The 20,457-nt window shown below is 69.2% G+C and carries 19 protein-coding genes; 8 read left to right on the top strand and 11 right to left on the bottom strand.

Going from position 1 to position 20,457, the window contains the following annotated elements; genetic code table 11:
• Positions 1-52: 52 nt before the first annotated feature.
• A complete protein-coding gene (locus tag ACFWZ4_RS05020) occupies positions 53-439 on the top strand; it encodes a VOC family protein (protein WP_439703614.1) in 387 nt (128 codons plus the stop codon).
• A 77-nt stretch (positions 440-516) separates the two neighbouring features.
• On the opposite strand, the gene tsf is transcribed toward ACFWZ4_RS05020, so the two are convergent.
• Positions 517-1,401: a translation elongation factor Ts gene (gene tsf, locus ACFWZ4_RS05015; RefSeq protein WP_439703613.1), complete on the bottom strand. Its 885-nt coding sequence runs from the start codon at positions 1,399-1,401 to the stop codon at positions 517-519.
• A 59-nt stretch (positions 1,402-1,460) separates the two neighbouring features.
• On the bottom strand, positions 1,461-2,345 hold the full coding sequence (rpsB, locus tag ACFWZ4_RS05010) for a 30S ribosomal protein S2 (protein WP_439703612.1): 885 nt from the start codon (positions 2,343-2,345) through the stop codon (positions 1,461-1,463).
• A 305-nt stretch (positions 2,346-2,650) separates the two neighbouring features.
• Between rpsB and map the strand changes: the two genes are divergently transcribed.
• Positions 2,651-3,415, top strand: coding sequence for a type I methionyl aminopeptidase (map, locus tag ACFWZ4_RS05005; protein ID WP_439703611.1), 765 nt, complete (start codon positions 2,651-2,653; stop codon positions 3,413-3,415).
• Positions 3,416-3,584: 169 nt separating this feature from the next.
• The gene (gene glnD / locus ACFWZ4_RS05000) at positions 3,585-6,230 is read left to right on the top strand and encodes a [protein-PII] uridylyltransferase (protein ID WP_439703610.1); all 2,646 of its coding nucleotides are present in this window, start codon (positions 3,585-3,587) and stop codon (positions 6,228-6,230) included.
• Positions 6,231-6,315: 85 nt separating this feature from the next.
• Here the strand turns inward: glnD and ACFWZ4_RS04995 are convergent, their stop codons facing one another.
• Positions 6,316-7,440, bottom strand: coding sequence for an HD-GYP domain-containing protein (locus tag ACFWZ4_RS04995; RefSeq protein WP_439703609.1), 1,125 nt, complete (start codon positions 7,438-7,440; stop codon positions 6,316-6,318).
• A 151-nt stretch (positions 7,441-7,591) separates the two neighbouring features.
• Between ACFWZ4_RS04995 and dapD the strand changes: the two genes are divergently transcribed.
• The 3 genes from dapD to dapE all read left to right on the top strand — a co-directional run bounded on the left by dapD (position 7,592) and on the right by dapE (position 9,964).
• The gene (gene dapD, locus ACFWZ4_RS04990; protein WP_439703608.1) at positions 7,592-8,419 is read left to right on the top strand and encodes a 2,3,4,5-tetrahydropyridine-2,6-dicarboxylate N-succinyltransferase; all 828 of its coding nucleotides are present in this window, start codon (positions 7,592-7,594) and stop codon (positions 8,417-8,419) included.
• The gene (locus tag ACFWZ4_RS04985) at positions 8,416-8,769 is read left to right on the top strand and encodes a Spx/MgsR family RNA polymerase-binding regulatory protein (protein ID WP_439703607.1); all 354 of its coding nucleotides are present in this window, start codon (positions 8,416-8,418) and stop codon (positions 8,767-8,769) included. Before dapD ends, ACFWZ4_RS04985 begins: the two co-directional genes overlap by 4 nt.
• 64 nt (positions 8,770-8,833) lie before the next feature.
• Complete coding sequence (gene dapE / locus ACFWZ4_RS04980) at positions 8,834-9,964, top strand: succinyl-diaminopimelate desuccinylase (RefSeq protein ID WP_439703606.1); 1,131 nt, start codon at positions 8,834-8,836, stop codon at positions 9,962-9,964.
• Positions 9,965-10,042: 78 nt separating this feature from the next.
• On the opposite strand, the gene ACFWZ4_RS04975 is transcribed toward dapE, so the two are convergent.
• The 3 genes from ACFWZ4_RS04975 to ACFWZ4_RS04965 all read right to left on the bottom strand — a co-directional run bounded on the left by ACFWZ4_RS04975 (position 10,043) and on the right by ACFWZ4_RS04965 (position 12,672).
• The gene (locus tag ACFWZ4_RS04975; protein ID WP_439703605.1) at positions 10,043-11,302 is read right to left on the bottom strand and encodes an RNA polymerase sigma factor; all 1,260 of its coding nucleotides are present in this window, start codon (positions 11,300-11,302) and stop codon (positions 10,043-10,045) included.
• A 63-nt stretch (positions 11,303-11,365) separates the two neighbouring features.
• The gene (locus ACFWZ4_RS04970) at positions 11,366-11,794 is read right to left on the bottom strand and encodes a YciI family protein (protein ID WP_439703604.1); all 429 of its coding nucleotides are present in this window, start codon (positions 11,792-11,794) and stop codon (positions 11,366-11,368) included.
• A 77-nt stretch (positions 11,795-11,871) separates the two neighbouring features.
• Complete coding sequence (locus tag ACFWZ4_RS04965) at positions 11,872-12,672, bottom strand: AraC family transcriptional regulator (RefSeq protein ID WP_439703603.1); 801 nt, start codon at positions 12,670-12,672, stop codon at positions 11,872-11,874.
• Between the two features lie 112 nt (positions 12,673-12,784).
• On the opposite strand from ACFWZ4_RS04965, the gene ACFWZ4_RS04960 reads away from it, so the two are divergent.
• Positions 12,785-13,174, top strand: a complete 390-nt coding sequence (locus tag ACFWZ4_RS04960) for a DUF3224 domain-containing protein (protein ID WP_439703602.1) — start codon at positions 12,785-12,787, stop codon at positions 13,172-13,174.
• A gap of 165 nt (positions 13,175-13,339) precedes the next feature.
• Here ACFWZ4_RS04960 and ACFWZ4_RS04955 read toward each other — a convergent pair whose 3' ends face one another.
• Both ACFWZ4_RS04955 and ACFWZ4_RS04950 read right to left on the bottom strand, forming a co-directional pair.
• Positions 13,340-15,757 (bottom strand): penicillin acylase family protein, encoded by a 2,418-nt coding sequence (locus ACFWZ4_RS04955; RefSeq protein WP_439703601.1) that lies wholly within the window; start codon positions 15,755-15,757, stop codon positions 13,340-13,342.
• Positions 15,754-16,545, bottom strand: coding sequence for a phosphodiester glycosidase family protein (locus ACFWZ4_RS04950; RefSeq protein ID WP_439703778.1), 792 nt, complete (start codon positions 16,543-16,545; stop codon positions 15,754-15,756). The genes ACFWZ4_RS04955 and ACFWZ4_RS04950 overlap by 4 nt, the downstream gene beginning before the upstream one ends.
• Positions 16,546-16,647: 102 nt before the next feature.
• On the opposite strand from ACFWZ4_RS04950, the gene ACFWZ4_RS04945 reads away from it, so the two are divergent.
• Positions 16,648-17,142, top strand: a complete 495-nt coding sequence (locus tag ACFWZ4_RS04945; protein WP_439703600.1) for an NUDIX hydrolase — start codon at positions 16,648-16,650, stop codon at positions 17,140-17,142.
• A gap of 19 nt (positions 17,143-17,161) precedes the next feature.
• Here ACFWZ4_RS04945 and ACFWZ4_RS04940 read toward each other — a convergent pair whose 3' ends face one another.
• The 3 genes from ACFWZ4_RS04940 to ACFWZ4_RS04930 form a co-directional block, all read right to left on the bottom strand.
• Positions 17,162-17,539 (bottom strand): VOC family protein, encoded by a 378-nt coding sequence (locus ACFWZ4_RS04940; RefSeq protein WP_439703599.1) that lies wholly within the window; start codon positions 17,537-17,539, stop codon positions 17,162-17,164.
• Between the two features lie 117 nt (positions 17,540-17,656).
• The gene (locus tag ACFWZ4_RS04935; protein ID WP_439703598.1) at positions 17,657-19,075 is read right to left on the bottom strand and encodes a M16 family metallopeptidase; all 1,419 of its coding nucleotides are present in this window, start codon (positions 19,073-19,075) and stop codon (positions 17,657-17,659) included.
• Between the two features lie 8 nt (positions 19,076-19,083).
• A complete protein-coding gene (locus ACFWZ4_RS04930) occupies positions 19,084-20,457 on the bottom strand; it encodes a M16 family metallopeptidase (RefSeq protein WP_439703597.1) in 1,374 nt (457 codons plus the stop codon).

Here is a 20,457-nt window from a genome sequence, read left to right as displayed (position 1 = left end):
CGCGAGCCGGCCTGATCGTTCATCCTGCGCAGCCAAATCACCGGAGGTATCCATGCATCTCGGCGCCATTGCCCTGCTGGTGCGCGATTACGACGAAGCCATCGCGTACTTCACCGATTGCCTCGGCTTCACGCTGGTCGAGGACGTGCCCCAGGGCGGGGGCAAGCGCTGGGTCATCGTGGCGCCGCCCGGGTCACGCGAGACGCGACTGCTGCTGGCGAAGGCTGTCGACGCGCGGCAGATTGCGGCAGTGGGCAACCAGTCGGGCGGGCGGGTTTTCCTGTTCCTGGAAACTCCGGATTTCCCGGCGACCTATGAGGCGATGCGCGCCAGGGGCGTGCATTTTTGCGAAGCGCCGCGCGAGGAGGCCTACGCCACCGTCGTGGTGTTCGAGGACCTGTACGGCAATCGCTGGGATCTCTTGCAACCGCAGCGCTGAGGTAGCAGTCGCCAATGGAGCGGGCATAAAAAAGGCCGCGGTTTCCCGCGGCCTTTTTCAACCGGAGGGGCTGGCGCTTACGCCAGGCCCGCCTGCTTCATCACTTCGGCGTGGAAGTCCTCTTCCACCTTCTCGATGCCTTCGCCGACGGCCAGACGCACGACCTGCTGCACGTCCGCGCCTTCCTTCTTCAGCGCGTCGCCCACGGTCATGTTGGTGTCCAGTACGTAGGCCTGGCCGAGCAGGGTCACTTCCGAGACGATCTTGTTGATCTTGCCGGAGATGATCTTCTCCAGGATCTCGGCCGGCTTGGCCTTGTCCTTGTCGGACATCTGGCTCAGCGCGATTTCCTTTTCCTTGGCGATGAAGTCGGCCGGGACGTCGTCGGCGCGCACGTACGGCGGGTTCATCGCCGCCACGTGCATCGCCACGCCCTTGGCCAGCTCCTCGGAGCCACCCTTGATCGCCACCAGCACGCCGATGCGGCCGCCGTGGACGTAGCTGCCGATCTTGCCGTCGGTGGTCTCCACGCGCGCCATGCGGCGCACTTCGATCTTCTCGCCGATGGTGGCGACCAGGCCCTTGGCGGCCTCCTCGACGCTGCCGGTGCCCGGGTAGGCGGCGGCATTGAGCGCGGCGACGTCAGCGGCGCCGGACTTCAGCGCGACGTCTGCGACGGTGTCGCTGAACTTCACGAAGTCGGGGTTCTTGGTGACGAAGTCGGTTTCGCAGTTGACCTCGACCAGCACGGCCTTGCCGCCGTCCTGGGCGGTGACCACGCGGCCTTCGGCGGCGACGCGGCTGGCTTTCTTGTCGGCCTTGGCCAGGCCCGACTTGCGCAACCATTCCATGGCGACGTCGATGTCACCGTTGTTTTCGACCAGCGCTTTCTTGCATTCCATCATGCCGGCGCCGGAGCGCTCGCGCAGCTCCTTGACCAGTTGTGCGGAGATATTGCTCATCTTGAATCCTCGAATCTGGTGTGCCGTGGCGGCCTGGCCGCCACGGCAGCGTGAAAGGCTTACTCGGCGGTTTCGGTCGACTCGCGACCGCCACGGCCGCGGCCGCCGTCACGACGCGGCGCGCCGGCGCCCTTCTTGGCCGGGCCACGGCTGTCGCGCTCGCGACGCGCCGGGGCGGCCTTGCGCTCGTCCTTGGCGATCGGGTTGCCTTCCTCGTCCAGCTCGACGAACTCGTTGGCGTCGCCATGGGCGGCGTCCGGGGCGGCAGCCTTGCCTTCCAGGATCGCGTCGGCGGCGGCGCGGGCATACAGCTGGATCGCGCGGATGGCGTCGTCGTTGCCCGGGATGGCGTAGTCCACCAGCTCCGGGTTGTAGTTGGTGTCGACGACCGCGATCACCGGGATGCCGAGCTTCTTGGCTTCCTGCACGGCGATGTCTTCATGGCCGATGTCGACCACGAACAGCGCGTCGGGCAGGCGGTTCATGTTCTTGATGCCGCCGAGCGAATTCTCGAGCTTGTCGCGCTCGCGACGCAGCGACAGCACTTCGTGCTTGACCAGCTTGTCGAAGGTGCCGTCGGTCTCGGCCGCTTCCAGCTCCTTCAGGCGCGCGACCGACTGCTTGACGGTGCGGAAGTTGGTCAGCATGCCACCGAGCCAGCGGGCGGTGACGAACGGCATGCCGGCGCGGGCGGCCTCTTCGGCCAACGGCTCGCGGGCCGAGCGCTTGGTGCCCACGAACAGGATGGTGCCGCGCTTCTGCGCCAGGCCCGACAGGAAGTTCATCGCGTCGGTGAACAGCGGCAGGGTCTTCTCGAGGTTGATGATGTGGATCTTGCCGCGCGCGCCGAAGATGTACGGGGCCATCTTCGGGTTCCAGTAGCGGGTCTGGTGACCGAAATGCACGCCAGCTTCAAGCATCTGGCGCATGGTGACTTGTGCCATGGTGGTGTTCTCGATTGTTGGGTCGCCAAGGAAGCGACCCGGGGGTTGGGACCTCCACGCATCCCCGGCCTCGACCGCGGTCGCCTTCAAGGAAGACCGCGGCACCCCGAAGACGGTGCCGATGCGTGTGTGGCGTTGATTGGGCTTGCTGCCGCAGGGCGGTTACAATCCCGTTTTCGTCTTGCGCCGCATGCCTTCAAAGGCCTGACGCGGCTTGCAAAACCGTGCAATTGTAGCCGGTGCGCCGGCTCCGCGGCAAGTTGCCGGCCCAGCCGGCGCTGCCGCTCTTTTCGAAAGCGGATTCCATGGCCATCACCCTCAAATCTACCCAGGACCTCGAAGGCATGCGCGTCGCCGGCAAGCTGGCGGCCGAAGTGCTGGCGCTGCTCAAGGAACACGTCAAGCCCGGCGTGACCACCGAAGACCTGGACCGGATCGCCTACGAGCACATCGTCAACGTGCAGAAGGCGGTGCCCGCCAACGTGGGCTACAACGGCTTTCCCAAGACGTTGTGCACCTCGGTCAACCACGTCATCTGCCACGGCATCCCGACGCCGGGCAAGGTGCTCAAGGACGGCGACATCATCAATCTCGACGTCACCGTCATCAAGGACGGCTGGCACGGCGACACCAGCCGCATGTATTTCGTCGGCACGCCATCGGTGCTGGCCAGGCGGCTGGTGGAAATCACCCATGAGGCGATGATGCGCGGCATCGAGCAGGTGCGCCCGGGCGCTCATCTGGGCGACATCGGCCACGCCATCCAGAGGCATGCCGAGGCGGCCGGTTTCTCGGTGGTGCGCGAGTATTGCGGCCACGGCATCGGCAAGGTCTACCACGACGAGCCGCAGGTGCTGCATTACGGCAAGCCCGACACGGGCGTGGAATTGAAGAAGGGCATGACCTTCACCGTCGAGCCGATGATCAACGCCGGCAAGCCGCAGACCCGGCAGCTGCCGGATGGCTGGACGGTGGTCACCAAAGACCACTCGCTCTCCGCGCAATGGGAGCACACCGTGGCTGTGACCGACGACGGCTTCGAGATCCTGACGCCCTGGCCGGATGCGTGAGGCTTGAGCCCCTGTCCCGCCGGGAGAGGGGCTGAGGGAGGGTCCGGTATCGCCGGACAGCATGCTCCGCGCTTACGCGCACCCACCGTTCGGATACCCTCTTCCGGAGGGAGCGGGATCGTCGTATCGGCGCGCGTGTAAGCTCGACATCCCTGCGTAGATGGCTGCCGTGACCGTCGAACTTGCCCGCCCCGCGCTCCCTCCGCTGCCCCGCCTGCCGCCGGCCGTCCCGCGCTCGGGCGTCTCGGTGGAAGCGCGACGCGCCCTGCGCCAGCTGCTGGAGGACGTCGATCGTTCCCTGACCACCGCCTTCCGCGGTGGTGCCGACGCCGGCGCGCTCGCCCGGCGCCGCGGCGAAGCGGTCGCGCGCGTGGTCGCCCATGTCTGGACCGCCTGCCTGGGCGAGGTCGAGGGCGCGGCGCTGTTCGCCGTCGGTGGTTTCGGCCGCGGACTCCTGTTCCCGCATTCGGATGTCGACCTGCTGGCGCTGGTGCGCGAAGCGCAGCCGGCGCGCCTGCGCGCGCTGGAGCAGTGCTTCGCCACGTTGTGGGACGTAGGCCTCAAGGTCGGCCACGCCGTGCGTGACCCGCAGCAGTGCCGCGCGCTGGCCGCGCAGGAAGCCAGCGTGTTCACCAGCCTGCTCGACGCGCGGCGGCTGGTCGGCGATCCGGCCATGGACGCCGAGCTGCAGGCGATCGTGGATGATCCGGCGCTGTGGCCGCCGGCCGCTTATCTCGCTGTGCGCCTGGCCGAACGCGATGCGCGCCACGCGCGCTACGACGACACCGCCTACAACCTCGAACCGAACGTCAAGGAAGGTCCAGGCGGCCTGCGCACGCTCGACGCGCTGCGCTGGCTCGGTCGCCGGCTGGCGCATGCGGACGGCTTCGAGGCGATGGTCGGCGAGGGCCTGCTAGACCCGGCCGAATGCGCCACGCTCGAACAGTCCGAGGCAACGCTTCGCCGCTACCGCTACGCGCTCCACCTGGAGGCTGGCCGCGCCGAGGAGCGGCTGCTGTTCGACTACCAGCGCGCGCTTGCGGCGGCGCTGGGATTCGTCGACGAGCACGCCACCAACCTGGGCGTCGAGCAGTTCATGCAGGGCTACTACCGCGCGGCCAGCCAGATCGAGCGGCTGGGTGTGCAGATCGTCGAGCGCTTCGAGGAGATGCTCGAGCCGGCACAGGCGGCCATGCCGGTGGGCGAGGACTTCCTGCGGTACGGCACGCGGCTGGCCGCGCGCGACCCGGACGTGTTCATGCGCCGTCCCGCCGCACTGGTGGAGGCCTTCATCGCGCGCCTGGACGAGCCGGGCATCCTCGGGTTCACCGCCGACACCATGCGCCGGATCCACCAGGCCACCGCGCAGCTCGACGGGGCACTGGCCGACGACCGCGAGGTGCTTGCCTCGTTCCTGCGCCTGCTGCGCCAGGGCGCGCGTTCGGTCGATGCATTGTGGCGGATGAACCGGCACGGCCTGCTGGCGGCGATCCTGCCCGCGTTCGGCCGCGTGTTCGGGCGAATGCAATACGACCTGTTCCACGTCTACACGGTCGACGAGCACACCCTGCGCGTGCTGCACAACGTGGCGCGTTTCGCAGACCCGGCGGCGCAGGCCGAATTCCCGCTCGCCCGCGAGATCTGGCCGACGCTGCCCACGCCCGAAGTGCTGCTGTTGGCCGCGCTGTTCCACGACATTGCCAAAGGCCGCGGCGGCGACCATTCGGTGCTCGGTGAAGAAGAGGCGCGCACGTTCTGCGCGAAGCTCGGTCTGCCGCCCAACGACGTCGAGCGGGTCGCCTGGCTGGTGCGCCACCACCTGCTGATGAGCGTCACCGCGCAACGCCAGGACATCACCGACCCGGACGTGGTCGCACGCTTCGCGCAGGTGGTGGAGAACCGCGAGCAACTGGGCCAGCTTTACCTGCTCACCATCGCCGACATCATCGGCACCAGCCCCAAGCTGTGGAACGGCTGGAAGGACCGCCTGCTGGCCGATCTCTACAGCGCCACCCGCTACGCCTTGCGCAGCGACGTGGAGCTGCCGCGCGATGCCGCCACCCGCGTGCGCGAGTGCCAGGACTACGCGCTCCCGCTGCTGGAAGCCGACGGTTTCGAGCCGGCGACGGTCGAGCGTGTCTGGGCCGGGTTCCCGCAAGCGAGCTTCCTGCGCCACCGGCCCGAGCAGATCGCCTGGCAGACCGCCGCGATCCTGCGTGCCAATGGCGCACTGCCGCTGATCGCGGTACATCCCCTGTCGGTGCGCGGTACCACCGAACTGTTCGTCTACACCCCCGACCGCGACGGCCTGTTCGCTACCGTCACCGCGATGCTGGACCGCCTGCGCCTGTCGGTGCTGGAAGCGCGCGTGCTGGTTTCGCCGCACGGCATGGCGCAGGACACCTTCCTGCTGCTGGACACCGAGACGCAGCAACCGGCGACCCCGGCGCGGGCGGAGGAACTGCAGCAGCGGCTGGCCCGCGCGCTGGCGCAGACGGTGCCTGTGCATCCGGCGCGGCGCAGCGCGTCGCGCCAACTGAAGCACTTCCAGATGACGCCCCGGATCGGCTTCCACGCGGCCGGCGGCCGCACCCAGCTGGCACTGGTGTGCACCGATCGCCCCGGCCTGCTGGCCGCCGTCGCGCAGGCGATGGTCGAGGCGCAGGTGCGAGTGCACGACGCGCGCATCGCCACCTTCGGTGAGCGGGTGGAGGATTTCTTCCAGCTCACCGATCGTCACGACGCGCCGTTAGGCGAGGCCCAGCAGGAGCGGTTGCGGCAAGCGCTGCTGGCGCGGTTGGGGCAGAGCGGCTGAGGAAGCCCTGTAGGAGAACGCACCTTCGCGCGACCGCCGCGCATCCCGGTCCGCGCACAGGTGCGCTTCTACTGGAGGTCGGTGGTCATGCCACCGCGTCGGCGCCCCACAGCGCTTCCATGTTTACCTCGATGTCCAGCGCGGCCAGGTCGACCACCTCGCTGACGGCGTGCGCCTCCACGTCGCCGCGGCGGCGGATCGGCGCGCCGGTGCGAAATCCGTCGTGGGTGGTGAGCGAGGCGACCACCGGCTGGTGGCCGGCCGGGCCGCGCTGGGTGACCACCGCGATCGAGCCGTTGCGCAGCCGCACTCCGGTGCCGGGCGGATAGATGCCCAGCGTCTTGATGAACGTGCGGGCCAGCCGCTCGTCCAGCGCCGCCCCTTCGTTGAGGAACAGCCAGCGCAACGCAAGCGTCGGCTGCAGCGGCGGCCGGTAGTCGCGGCCGGAAACCCGCGCACAATAGACATCGGCCAGTGCCAGCAGGCGCGCCGGCCGCCCGATCTCCTCGCCGATCTTGCCGCCGGGATAACCGCTGCCGTCGGCGCGCTCGTGATGATCGCGCACGGCATTGAGCCAGGCGGCGCTGGCGATGCCGTGATCGCGCAGCCGCACCACACCCAGCCGGCAGTGCGCCCGTACCGCCAGGTGATGTTCGTCGGACAGCGGGCCTTCCAGCGCGACCAGCTGGTCGTGCAGTTCGAACATGCCGATGTTCATGGTCAGCGCGGCGGACACGATCGCCGCCAGCTCGGCCGGTTCCAGCGCCATCGCGGTTCCCGTGATCTGGCATGCGATGGCGGCGTTGACCGCATGGCGCGTGCCGTAGGGCCCCTCGCGGCGCAGCAGGATGCTGGCCAGCGCGACGTCCGGACTGCGTCGGCAGGCCTCGCGGACCTGCTCGGCAATCCCGGCCAGCGCGCCGGGAAAGTCCGCCGGCGCCGGATCGGCAAGCAGCGCCTGCAGCCGTTCGCGCGCCTCCAGCACCAGCGCCAGCGGCGAAGGGGGCGAAGGCGCCGGGGGCAGGAAAGGTCCGCGGCACTCCTCTTCCGAGCCGTAGAACACGCCGTGCTCGAGCAGTTTCTCCAGTTGCGCCGCGGTGCCGATCACCTGGCCCAGGCGCATCAACAGCTTGCCCCTGGCGTCGTAGGCGTTGAATCGCAAAGGTTGGCCGACCGTGATCTCGGCCGGGTCGATCGGACGCCGTGGCATGGCTCTGCTTCTCCGTCTCCACCGGTCGCATGAGCCGCGGGGAGCGAAGGGGGAATCGGCCGCTCGGGTGCGAACTTGAGTTTCCGGGCGTATGCACCGGTCCCCCTCCGTATACTTGGCTGCTTCCCGACGTTCTTTCCGCGAGCTACCCATGCCCTCCATCGACACCCTGATCGACGACGCTTTCGAACGGCGCAACGAACTCAGCCAGAGCGAGATCGAAACGCACCTGCGCCCGGCGCTTGCGCAGGTGATGGAGTTGCTCGAACAGGGCGAGCAGCGCGTGGCCGAACCGGACGGGCAGGGCGGCTGGAAGGTCAATGCGTGGCTGAAGAGGGCCGTGCTGCTGTACTTCCGCATCAACGGCAACCGCGTGGTCGACGGCGGCCCGGCGCTGGCTTTCGACAAGGTGCCCCTGCGCTTCGGCCACGGCAACGACGCGGAGCTGGAAGTGCTCGGCGCGCGGGTCGTGCCCGGCGCGCTGGTGCGCCGCGGTGCCCACATCGCGAAGGACGCGGTGCTGATGCCGAGCTACGTCAACATCGGCGCCTATGTCGGCCCCGGCACCATGGTCGATACCTGGGCGACGGTCGGATCATGCGCGCAGATCGGCGCGCGCGTGCATCTTTCCGGTGGCGTCGGCATCGGCGGCGTGCTGGAGCCGCTGCAGGCCAACCCGACCATCATCGAGGACGACTGCTTCATCGGCGCGCGCTCGGAAGTGGTCGAGGGCGTGATCGTGGAGAAGGGCAGCGTGATCGGCATGGGCGTGTTCCTGGGCCAGTCCACGCGCATCTACAACCGCGCGACGGGCGAGGTCAGCTACGGCCGCATCCCCGCAGGCAGCGTGGTGGTCGCGGGCAGCCTGCCGGCCAAGGACGGCAGCCACAGCCTGTACGCCGCGGTGATCGTCAAGCAGGTGGACGAGAAGACCCGCGCCAAGACCGGCATCAACGAATTGCTCAGGGGTATCGAATGACGACGGTCTACGGACTCGCCAACTGCGACACGTGCAGGAAGGCGCGCAACTGGCTGGCGCGCTTCGAGGTACCGCATACGTTCGTCGACTACCGCGCCGATCCGGTGCCGGCGGCCACGCTTAAGGCCTGGGCGCAGCAGCTGGGTGGCTGGGAGAAGCTGGTCAACAAGTCCTCCACCACCTGGCGCAACCTGTTGCCGCAGCGCAAGGATCCGGGCAGTGACCCGGAGTGGACGCTGTTGCTGAAGGAGTACCCGGCGCTGGTGCGCCGGCCGGTGGTGGTGCAGGACGACGGCGCGGTGAGCGTGGGTTTCAGCGACAACGCTTTCAAGAAACTGTTCGGCAAATAGATTTCCACGCATTTCGCACGCTCGTTGGAGGCTTCCCCTACGGGGGATTTCGAGAGAGGTGGGCTTGAGCGACGTACTGGACCTTACGCGTGAACTGATCGGCCGCCGCTCGGTGACGCCCGAGGATGCCGGCTGCCAGGCGCTGATCGCCGAGCGGCTCGCACGGGCGGGCTTCGCCATCGAGCACCTGCGCCACGGCGTGGTCGACAACCTGTGGGCGACGCATGGTGAGGGCCCCACGCTGGTATTCCTGGGCCACACCGACGTAGTGCCTACCGGTCCAGCGGGCGCGTGGCAGAGCCCGCCATTCGAACCGGTCGTGCGCGATGGCCATCTTTACGGCCGTGGCGCGGCGGACATGAAGGGTTCGGTCGCCGCGATGGTGCTGGCGCTCGAACGTTTCGTGGCGGCGCGTCCCCGGCATGCCGGTCGCGTCGCGTTGCTGCTGACCAGCGACGAGGAAGGCCCGACGAATCTGGACGGCGTGCGCCGCGTGACCGAGACCTTCCGCGCGCGCGGCGAGCGGCTGGACTGGTGCGTGGTCGGCGAGCCGTCCTCCAAGGCCCGGCTGGGCGACCTGATCCGGGTCGGCCGTCGCGGCTCGCTCTCCGGCACGCTCACCGTGCATGGCGTGCAGGGCCACGTGGCCTATCCGGAAAAGGCAAGGAACCCGATCCACGCCTTTGCCCCGGTGCTGGCGGAGCTGGCGGCCACGCGCTGGGACAAGGGCAACGCGGATTTTCCGCCAACCTCGTTCCAGGTATCCAACCTCAATGCCGGCACCGGCGCCACCAACGTGATCCCGGGTTCGCTGGTCGCGCACATCAATTTCCGCTACTCGACCGCCAGCGCGGCCGCTGACCTGCGTGCGGGCACCGAGGCCATCCTCACCCGCCACGGCCTGGACTGGCAGCTGGACTGGAACCTTTCCGGCGAGCCCTTCCTCAGCCCCCAGGGCGGGCGTCTGCGCGAAACCGTGCTCGACGTCTGCCGCGAGCTGTGCGGCGTGGAGCCGGAGCAGAGCACCGGCGGCGGTACCTCCGATGGACGCTTCATCGCACCGCTCGGTGCCGAAGTGGTGGAGCTGGGCCCGGTCAACGCGACCATCCACAAGGTGGACGAGTGCGTCGCGGTGGCGGACCTGGAGCGGTTGCCGGGGCTCTACCAGGCCATCTGCGAGGGGTTGCTCGGCTAGCGGGTTCGCGCGGCAAGCAGAGCCGAAGCCCGATCTCCCCGGAGGGAGAGGAAGCAGAGCTGGCAGCGAGGCGTTGCCCTATCCCGCCACGCACCCCGCCGCCCGCTCCAGCATCACCATCCGCTCCTGTGCGTTCTGCGTCAGTCCGGCGGCACGCTCGAATTCGGCTCGGGCCTCTTCGCTCCGCCCCAGCTTCGCCAACAGGTCGCCCCGCACCGCCGGAAGCAGGTGATAGCCGGCCAGTGCCGCCACGTCGCGCAAGGCATCGACCAGCGCCAGCCCCGCGGCGGGGCCTTCGGCCATCGCCACCGCCACGGCGCGGTTGAGTTCCACCACCGGGGAGGGCGCCACGCTCGCCAACCGGGCGTACAGCGCGGCGATGCGCGTCCAATCGGTCGCGTCGGCGCTGGTGGCGCGGGCATGGCAGGCGGCGATGGCAGCCTGCAGCGCGTACGGACCGTCCGCGCCGCCGAGCCGGCCGGCGCGTTCCAGTGCTTCCAGCCCGCGGTGGATCAGCAACTGGTCCCACAACGCGCGGTTCTGCTCCAGGAGCAGCACCGGACGGCCGTCGGCGCCCACGCGCGCATGGCTGCGCGAGGCCTGGATCTCCATCAGCGCCAGCAGCCCCAGCACTTCGGTCTCGCGCGGCATCAGGCCGGCCAGGGTGCGGCCCAGCCGTAACGCTTCCTCGCACAGTGCCGGGCGCATCCAGTCGTCGCCGGCGGTGGCGGCGTAGCCCTCGTTGAAGACCAGGTAGATCACACCCAGCACCGCGGCAAGGCGTTCCGCCAGCTGTTCGCCGCGCGGCACCTCGAACGGCACGCGCTTGTCGGCCAGCGTGCGCTTGGCGCGCACGATGCGCTGGGCGATGGTCGGCTCGGCGGTGAGGAACGCGCGGGCGATCTCGGCGGTGGTCAGGCCCCCGAGCAGGCGCAGGGTGAGCGCCACCTGTGCCTCGGTCGACAGCGCCGGGTGGCAGGCGGTGAAGATCAACCGCAGCAGGTCGTCGCCGATGTCGTCGTCGAGCGCTTCCAGGTTCGGCATGGTGAACGCCTCGTGCTCCGGATCGCCGTCGAGCGCCGCGTGCTTGCGCTCGACCAGCTGGCGGTGTCGCAGCAGGTCGATGCCGCGCCGCTTGGCCGCCGTCATCAGCCAGGCGCCGGGGTTGTCCGGCACACCCGCGGTCGGCCAGCGCTCCAGCGCCGCGACCAGCGCGTCCTGCGCCAGTTCCTCGGCCAGGTCGATGTCGCGCACGACGCGGATCAGCGCGGCGACCAGCTTGGGCGCTTCCAGGCGCCAGACGGTTTCGATCGCGCGGTGGGTATCGGCTTGGCTCATGCGGCCGATCAGACCACCGCAAGCGTCGATCCAGCAAGCCTTGAGCTCGTGCAGGGAGCGGACTCAGGACTTGCCAGCCGCCACCTCGGTGCGAAGGCGTTCTTCGGTCGCGCGCAGCTCGGGCGTCAGCGCCTCGCCAAAGTCGTCCGCCTCGAGCAGAGGCCGGATCTCGATCGAACACTCGCCCTCGAACGGCGCCGGGCAGCGGCGCACCCATTCGAGCGCTTCGTCCATCGAGCGCACCTGCCACAGCCAGAAGCCGGCCACCAGCTCCCGGGTTTCGGCGAAGGGGCCGTCGACCACGCTGCGGCCGTTGCCGGCGAAGTACACCCGCTTGCCGTCGGCGCTGGGCTTGAGGCCTTCGCCGGCCAGCATCACGCCCGCCTTCACCAGTTCCTCGTTGAACGCCATCATCTCGCGCAGAAGTTTTTCGCTCGGCGGCACGCCGGCTTCCGACTCGGCCGTGGCGCGGACCATCACCATGCATCGCATACGTCTCTCCCGGCCGATGCCGGCGGCTGCCGGCTCCTGTCGATACGACGCGCGAGCGCCGGCCGATTCGACATCGTTCAACCGGAACCTTCGCGGCGGGCATATTCGCCGGGCGGACGACCGACCAGGCGTGTGAAATCGCCGATAAAGTGCGCCTGGTCGAAATAGCCGAGCGACAGCGCCAGTTCGGTCCAGTCGACCACGCGGCCCTCCTGCACCCGCGCGATCGCCTCGTGCAGGCGGTAGCGTGCGATTACCCACTTCGGGCTCGCGCCGACGTAGCGCTCGAACAGGCGCTGCAGAGTGCGCACACCCAGGCCTGCCCGGTCTGCCAGTGCCTGCACCGACAGCATGGCCGGATCGGCGGCGACCTGTGCGACCAGTGTGGCGAGCCGCGTCGCCTGCGGGTCCTGGCGCGGCAAATGGGCCAGCAGATGGCGATCGGCCACCGCGGCCATGGCCTCCATCGCGCTGCAGGCGAACACGTCCGACTCCAACGTCGCGGCACCTGGCAGGACGGCCGTGACGGGTATCGAACGATCGACGAGCCCGGACACCGGACGGCGCAGGAACGGGAAAAAGCCCCCCGCCCGGAACTTGACGGCGAACACGCAACCCTGGCCTTCCAATACCCGCACGAAACGCCCGCCGTGGACACCGAAGATGGCCGACTGGCCGCGTTCGAGCACCAGGTGCACGTTCGGATGCGGCAGGGTTTCCTGCGTCTGCGACGGTTGTCCGCGCAGGTCCCATCGCACGCGCCAGTAGTGCTCCACGAAGGGTGCAAGCGCGGGGTCGGGTGCCAGGCGCCGGTGTTCGAGGTCACCCTCCAGTCGCCGATGCAGCACGCCACGGGGCCGGCTTGGGTCCGTGGTCACCGGTGTCGCGTTTTTCCAATCGGCCAAGGCCGAACCTGCGCTGCAATGGAGGGCAGGCGATGGTAGGGCAAGCTGCGCCATCATCGACGCCAGCGATCAAACAGGAGAGATCATGCACGCCCGCGGAACCTTCGACGTGAAACTCAGCCCCCAGCCGGCCGCGCCGGGCGCCGAGGCGGCGCAACTCGGTCGACTGTCGATCGACAAGCGCTTCCAGGGCGACCTGGAGGCCACCAGCCTGGGCGAGATGCTCTCGGCCGGCACCGAGGTGCCCGGTTCGGCCGGCTACGTGGCGATCGAGCGGGTGAGCGGAACGCTGCATGGCCGGCAGGGTAGCTTCGTGCTGATGCACTACGGGCTGATGGAGCGCGGCACGCCGAGCCTGCGGGTATCCGTGGTACCGGATTCGGGCACGGGCGGGCTGGCCGGCATCAAGGGCGAGCTGGCGATCCGCATCGAGCAGGGGCGGCACGAGTACGCGTTCGATTACGAGCTGCCCTGAGGCCCTTCCGCCTTGGGCGTCCTCCCGCGTCCGCGGGTATTGGCTTGGGCACGTGCTGTTGCGCCCACGATTCCGTCCCGGGCCGGCGGGAAGGTTCGGGAACGTGCTCCCCCGCTTGCGGGGACGGCGCCCGCAGGCGGATGGGGAAGCCTTGCGAAGCGCGGTCTACTTGCCCGGCTCGAGCACCAGCGTCCATTTCGCCGGCCCTGGCAACAGCGGGGTGGGGCGGCCTTCAACCCAGTCGGCATGCCCCGCGCCGTAATAGGGAGAGAGCGGGTTGTCGCTCTGGCCGCCGGGCATTTCCAGGATGCCGTTCGCCTCGTGGCCGGGCGACACCGCCAGCCGTTCGGAAGCGCCGAAGCCGGGTGCGGCCACGCGTGGCATGTTGGCGTCGCCCGGCAGCGGGGTGTCGGGCATGTCCAGGAAGCGCGCCAGGAAGGGCGGCAACGCGGGCGAGAACGCGTGGCGAATGTCGGTTGGGTTGACCTCGCCCCAGGTACGCGCGGCCAGTCCGCCGGGCTGTTTGCCCAACCGGGCCGCCACCTGGCGGGCGGCGTCCTGCAACAGCGCGTTCCAGTTCCGGTAGCGCGGATCGAGCAGCCACGCGGGCTGGTCGCGCAGCAGTGACCACACGGCCGCCTCGGCGCTGCCGGCGCCGGAGGGCCAGGCGAAGTCCGGGTAACGTGCCTTCACCCGCGCCACGAACGGGGCCAGCGCCAGTCGGTGCACTTCCTTGCGGAAGGCGCGCACCAGCCGGTAGTCCACGTTGTCGGGCGCGGCGCGGTTGCGCCAGTTGGCGGTGAGGATGCGCAGCGACTGGAGCGCCGGATCGGACGTCCCGGCCAGCGTGTCCTGCAGCAGCCTCTGCCAGGGCGTGAGGAAGATCGCGCGGTCGTCCAGCTGGATGTCGAGCAGGTTGCCGGTGGTGAACACGCTGTGTTCCGCCAGGTCGTCGCGGATCTGCTGCGCGCGTGCGCCCAGGTCGTGGCCGCCGTTGCCGAGCAGGTCCAGGGCGGGACCGTCGACGGTGCGGTTGTTGGCGGTCCACAGGCGCCCGCCGGACGGATCGGCCACGCGCGGGTACTGCGCGGGGATGGCCCAGCCTTGCCAACCGCTGCCCGCCTCCGACCAGTCCGCCGGCTGCTGCGGTTCGCTGCCGAAAGGACGCAGCGGAATCGCGTTGCCGGCGAGCGTCCACCCGATGTGGCCTTCGCGGTCGGCGACCAGCAGGTTCTGCGGCGGCATGCCCAGGGTCGGGGCCACGTCCAGCGCCACGGCGACACTGGGCGCGCGTTCGAGCTGCATCAGGCCCAGGTTGTAGGCGTGCGGGTCGTGCGCGATCCAGGCCAGGGCCAGCGGCGTGCCGTCGGTGTCCCTGGCGAGGATCGGGCCCCAGCGCGTGTCCTGCACGTCCAGCACGCGATCGGGCGCGCCTTTGACCTGGATGCGCTCGGCATGGTGTTCGATCGTCGCCCAGCCGCCCGGCACCTTGTAGCGTGAGGGATCGGCCGGATCGCGCGTGATGCGCACCCAGTCCAGCCAGTCGCCGTAGCTGTTGGTGAAGCCCCAGGCGATCTGCCCGTTGGAACCGATGATGAGCGCCGGCGTGCCCGGCAAGGTCACGCCGACCGCGTCGCGGGTGCCGCCGGGGGCATTGGCGTCCGGGTACCGCAGGCGCGCGCGGAACCAGATGTCCGGTACGCGCAAACCCAAATGCATGTCGTTGGCGAGCATCGCCGCGCCGGTGTCGGTCAGTCCCCCGCCGACGGCGAAGTTGTTGCTGCCCGGATGGCGCGTTTCGAGCGCTGGCGCGAGCGCCGCGGCGACCGCGGCCGTCGTGGTCGCCGGCGCGAGGCCCTTGCGCAGGTCGAACACAGCCGCGCCGGGCAGCACCGGCGGGCGAGAGAGCGTGCCGGTCAGCGGTGCTTCCCAGTCCGGGTCGGGCGCGAGCAGGAAGTCCACCAGCGGCGCGGGCAACACCGCGCGCATGCGCGCGATGTCCAGCTCGCGGGTGTTGTGGCCGTGGCCGTGCAGATCCAGGTACATCGCGCCGATCACCAGCAGGCAGTCCTCCGAGCGCCAGGGTCTGGGATCGCTGCGCAGCAGGAAGTATTCCCACGGCTTCTCGCGCAGGTCGGCCAGGCCCGCGTTGACGCCGTCGCGATAGCGGTCCAGCACCTGCCTCTGTTCGGGCGTCATCGCACCATAGGCCGCCTCGGCCACCGCGCGCAGGCGATGGCGGCGGATGTCCAGGTCGGAATCCAGCGCCGCCGGGCCCGCCAGCCCGGCCAGTTCGCCGGCGGCGACGCGGCGCATCAGGTCCATCTCGAACCAGCGCTCCTGCGCGTGCACGAAGCCCAGCGCGAAGGTGGCATCGGCGCGGCTTTGCGCGTCGATGACGACGCTGCCATGGGCGTCGCGAGCGACCTTCACCGGCGCGGCGAGGCCCGCCACCTGGAGTTCACCATCCAGTCGCGCGCGGCTGCCGGCCAGCAGGTACCAGCCGGTGGCCAACGTCGCCGCAAGCACCACCAGCACCGCCAGCGCCAGGGCGCGCCACCACGGAAAGCGGCGGCGATTCATTCGGGCGCGAACACCGCGAACATCCCGGCGTAAGGCTTGACCATGAAGGCCGGCGCGCCGGCGTAGCCCTCGTCGCCGACGTAGAACTGCGAGATGGTGCCGTCGAGGAACAACGCGTCGCGGCAGCCCAGCTCATCGCGGAACAGTCGCGCGAAGGCGTGGAAGTTGACCGGCGCCTCGCTCACCGCGAACACCACGTTGCGCGGCGTGCGCGCGCACACGCCGCTGCGCCACTTGAGGCTGTCCGAATCGTGCACGAAGGCCGGGTTGATCTGGCCGTCGATGACCAGCATCGGCCCCGACTGCGTGGCCCATTGCGCCTTGCGTCCGTCCGCCTTGAACGCGGCGCTGGTTTCGACGGCCGCCTTGCCGTCCGGATAGATCGCGAACACGCCGTTGGGCAGCAGCGAGAAGTTGCCCGAGGCGGGGTTGCCGTGCGCCATGTTCAGCGGCACCAGCGCCTTGCCATCCTCCACGTACAGGCCCAGCGGCTTGAACGCCGCGTCGTAGATGCCGGCGTTGGCGGCGAACAGCAGTTGCCGCCCGTGCTGTTCGCCCCACTGGCGCAGGTTGTCGATGCTGCCGAACGGCTCGCCGCTGCCGGGTGCACGCCAGTGCAGGGTGAGCGGCTCACGCTTGAGGTCGATGCTGACCACGCGGTAGTTCTGTCCCTCGAACGCACGCTCCTCGCTGTCCAGCGCGCGGGCTTGCGGCGCGCAGCCGGCCAGGGCAACCAGCAGCAGGGATACGATCGGGACGAGCGGCAGGCGGGGCACGGGACGGATCATGTCCCGATGGTCGCCGCCCTGACGCGACAGGCGCAAGTGTGCGACCGGGCGCATGTTCAGCCCCGGCGCTACACTTGCCGCTTTGCCGCAACGTCCCCGCCGATGTCGAACACCTATTGCCCGATCGTCGCCACGCTCGGCTACGTGCTCTCTCCCGATCGCGAGCATGTGCTGATGATCCACCGCAACGCACGGCCGGACGACCAGCACCTGGGCAAGTACAACGGCCTGGGCGGCAAGATGGAGGCGGGCGAGGACATCGCCGCCTGCATGCGCCGCGAGATCCGCGAGGAGGCCGGCATCGACTGCACTTCGATGCGCCTGCGCGGCACGCTCAACTGGCCCGGCTTCGGCAAGCAGGGCGAGGACTGGCTGGGCTTCATCTTCCTGATCGACGGTTTCGAGGGCAGCTGCCACGCCGGCAACCACGAGGGCACGCTGGAATGGGTGCCGCGTGCGCGGCTGATGGAACTGCCGATGTGGGAAGGCGACCGGCACTTCCTGCCACTGGTGTTCGATGGCGACCCGCGGCCGTTCCACGGTGTGATGCCGTACAAGGATGGGCGGATGCAATCGTGGTCCTACAGCCGCCTCTGAGCAGGCCTCTGGCTGGCCCTCATTGCATGGAATGCAGGCCGATCATGTTGCCTTCGGTGTCGGTCACCAGCGCGATGTATCCGTAGGGGCCGATCGAGAACTTGTCCTTCATGACCTTGCCGCCTTGCGCGGCAACGCGGCCGGCTTCCACCGCGCAGTCCTCGCAGGAGAAATAGACCAGCGTGCTGTTGCCACCCGAGGGCATGCCGTCCATCTTCACCAGCGCGCCGGCCGCGCCGGTGCCGTCCTGCTGCATCGGGAAGGCCCACATCTCCATCGGGCTGGAGTCCGGTGCCTCCAGCTTTTCCAGCTTCACGGCAAGCACGGCCTGGTAGAAGGCTTTCGCGCGCTGCACGTCCTGCACGTAGATCTCGAACCATCCGACGGGGTTCTGCATGGCCATGGCCTCCGCTGAAGTCGGCCCCCGATTTCGTTCGCACATCGGTCGAACGGGCGTGAAGGCGATGGACATGCATGCACGCGGCCGCCGGCAGGTGCCGACGGCCGCGGCCGGTCAGGGCTTGAAGACCTCGAACGTACCGAATGGCTTGAGCTGCGCGTCGATGGCCTTCGGGTCGCCCACCACCACGATGCTCTGGTCCCTGGCAGCGAAGTACTTGCGGCCCATGGCCTGCACCTGATCGGCGGTGACCTTGTTGGCTTCGGCCACGTAGCGACCCAGGAAGTCCGGCGGCAGGCCGTCGATCCAGTAGCCGGCGATGGTCGCCGTGAGCGCACCCTGGATCTGGTTGCGCAGGAGGTAGATGCCACCGACCAGCCGCTTGGCGCCGGTCAGCTCCTCCTCGCTGGGCGCCTGCGTGGCCATGCTGTCGTACAGCTTGGCCAGCTCCGTGAGGGTCGCGCCGGTGACTTCGTTGCGCACGTCGACACGGGCCAGCGCGCTGCCGCCGGCGCGCTGGGCATCGAACTGCGAGAACGGGCTGTAGGAATAGCCCTTGTCCTCGCGGATGTCCTGCGTGATGCGGCTGGTGAAGCCGCCGCCGAGGATGGTGTCGGCCACGGTCAGCGGGATGAAGTCCGGGTTGCTGGCGGCGATCACCGGGCGGCCGTAGCGGATGTTGCTCTGCACCGCGCCGGCGCGCGGCACGATCAGGCGGTCCGGCGACGTCTGGTGCGGTGCCGGTGCGGTGGCGGCGAGTGCCTTGCCGTCGGACTTCCAGCCGCCGAACTGCTCGCTGGCCAGCTTGAACGCCTGGTCCGCGTCGATGCGGCCGACGATCACCAGCAGGGCACGATCCGGCTGGAAGCGGGCGTCATGCAACGCACGCAGCGCGCCGGGATTGCTCGCCTGCACGCTGGCTTCGTTGAGGGCATCGCGTGCATACGGATGCGCGCCGAACGCGGCATGGTCGAAGGCGCGTTGCGCCTGCCAGTCGGGGTCGGCTTCCTGCACCTTCAGCTCCTGCATCGCGTTGGCCTGCGCCAGCGCCACCTCCTTGGCCGGGAAGCTCGGATGCATGGCGGTATCTGCCACCAGGGCCAGCAGTTCGGGCGCGTGCGAGGCGAGCGCGCTGGCGCGGACGGTGACCGCGTCGGCGTACGCGCCGGAGCGGTAGTCGCCCCCGATCGACTGCAGTTGCTCGGCGATCTGCCGCGAACTGCGCGTGGCGGTGCCCTCGTCGAGCAGGCGCGCCATCATGGCCGAGATGGCCGGCGTCTTCGGATCATCCGCCGCGGTGCCGCCCAGCACGGCCAGCTCCACGTTGACCTTGGGCAACCCTTCGCGCGGCACCACCCACACGGTCAGGCCATTGGGCAGCGTGCGTTGCTGGATCTGCGGGGTGGGCAGCGGCTTTTCCGGGCCGTAGGCGGGCAGGTCCTTCGGAAGCGGCTGGGTGGAGGCCTGCGCGAATCCGGCCAGCGAAAGGCCCACGGCCAGCGCGAGCAGCTTGAACGTCGTGTTCGTCTTCATGGCGGTCCTCACTTGGCAGGGGCTTTCGCGGCGGCGACGGGGCGGCGCACGACCACGCTGCGGTTGGCGTCGGTGAGATAGGCGCGGGCCACGCGCTTGATGTCGTCGGCGCTCACCGCGTCGATCCAGCCGGGCATCTTGTTGGCGACGTTGGCGTCGCCCCACAGGGTCTGCAGCTTGGCCAGGGTGTCGGCACGGTTGATGAAAGCCTCCAGGCCGCCGTACCAGTCGGACAGCATCTTGGTCTTCACGCTGGCCAGCGTGGCGTCGTCCACGCCATCGTTGGCGACCTTGGCGATTTCCTGATCGAGTGCGGCCAGCACCTGGTCGGGCGTGGCGTTGGGCTTGTAGATGGCGAACAGGCCCAGCAGCGCGGGACCGGCGTAGTCGCTGCCGTCACCCAGCGGGAAGTTCATCCCGCCCTCGATGTTGAGCAGCAACTGGCGGCCCTTCACCAGGCCCTGGTAGAAGCGCGAGGCGTTGTCGCCCACCAGCAATTGGGAAAGCACCATCATCGGCACCTGGTCGGCGCTCCCGCGCGGCGGCATCTTCCAGCCGACCGCCAGTGCCGGCACCTTGGCCAGCGCGTCGGTTTCCTCGGCGTGGCGCGGCTTGGTGTTGAGCGCCTCGGACACGTCCGGGCGCTTGGGCAGCGCGCGTGCCGGAACGTCGCCGAAGTACTGCTGCGCCAGCGCGAAGGCCTGCTCGGGCGTGACGTCGCCGGCGATGCCCAGCACCGCGTTGGCCGGCTGGTAGAACGTGTCGTGGAAGGTCTTCACGTCCTCGATGGACGCGTGGTCGAGATCCTTGAAGGAGCCGTAGCCGTCGTGCTTGTTGGCCCACTTGTCGAAGGCCAGCGCGTTGAGGTCGGTCCAGAAGAACAGGCCGTAGGGCTGGTTCTTCACGTTGACGCGGATTTCTTCCTTCACCACGTTCTGCTGGTTGGCCAGGTTCTTGGCGCTGAAGTCGAGCGACTTCATGCGGTCGGCCTCCATCCACAGGATCGGCGCGAGCGCGGAGGAGGGCGCCGAGGCGATGTAGTTGGTGTAGTCGGCGCGGGTCGAGCCGTTGAACACGCCGCCGCCGCCCTGGATCACGCGCTCGAAGGTGCCCTTGGGCGCGTCCGGCGTGCCTTCGAACATGAGGTGTTCGAACAGGTGGGCGAAGCCGGTCCGGTTCTGCGGCTCCAGCCGCATGCCCACGTGATAGACCATGCTGATGCCCACGGTGGGCGAACTGTGATCCTCGGAGACCACCACGGTCATGCCGTTGTCGAGCTTCTTGACGGCGACCGGCAGCTTCCAGGTATCGGTGTCGGCCGCCTGTGCGGCCAAGGCCATGCCCAATCCCGCCACCAGGGCGGCCGTGCGTAAAACGCGCAT

The sequence above is a fragment of the Frateuria sp. GZRe12 genome, assembly GCF_051900535.1.
GTDB lineage: Bacteria > Pseudomonadota > Gammaproteobacteria > Xanthomonadales > Rhodanobacteraceae > Frateuria_A.
The sequence above is the reverse complement of the archived record's forward strand: the minus strand, read 5'-3'. Positions and strand labels throughout refer to the sequence as shown.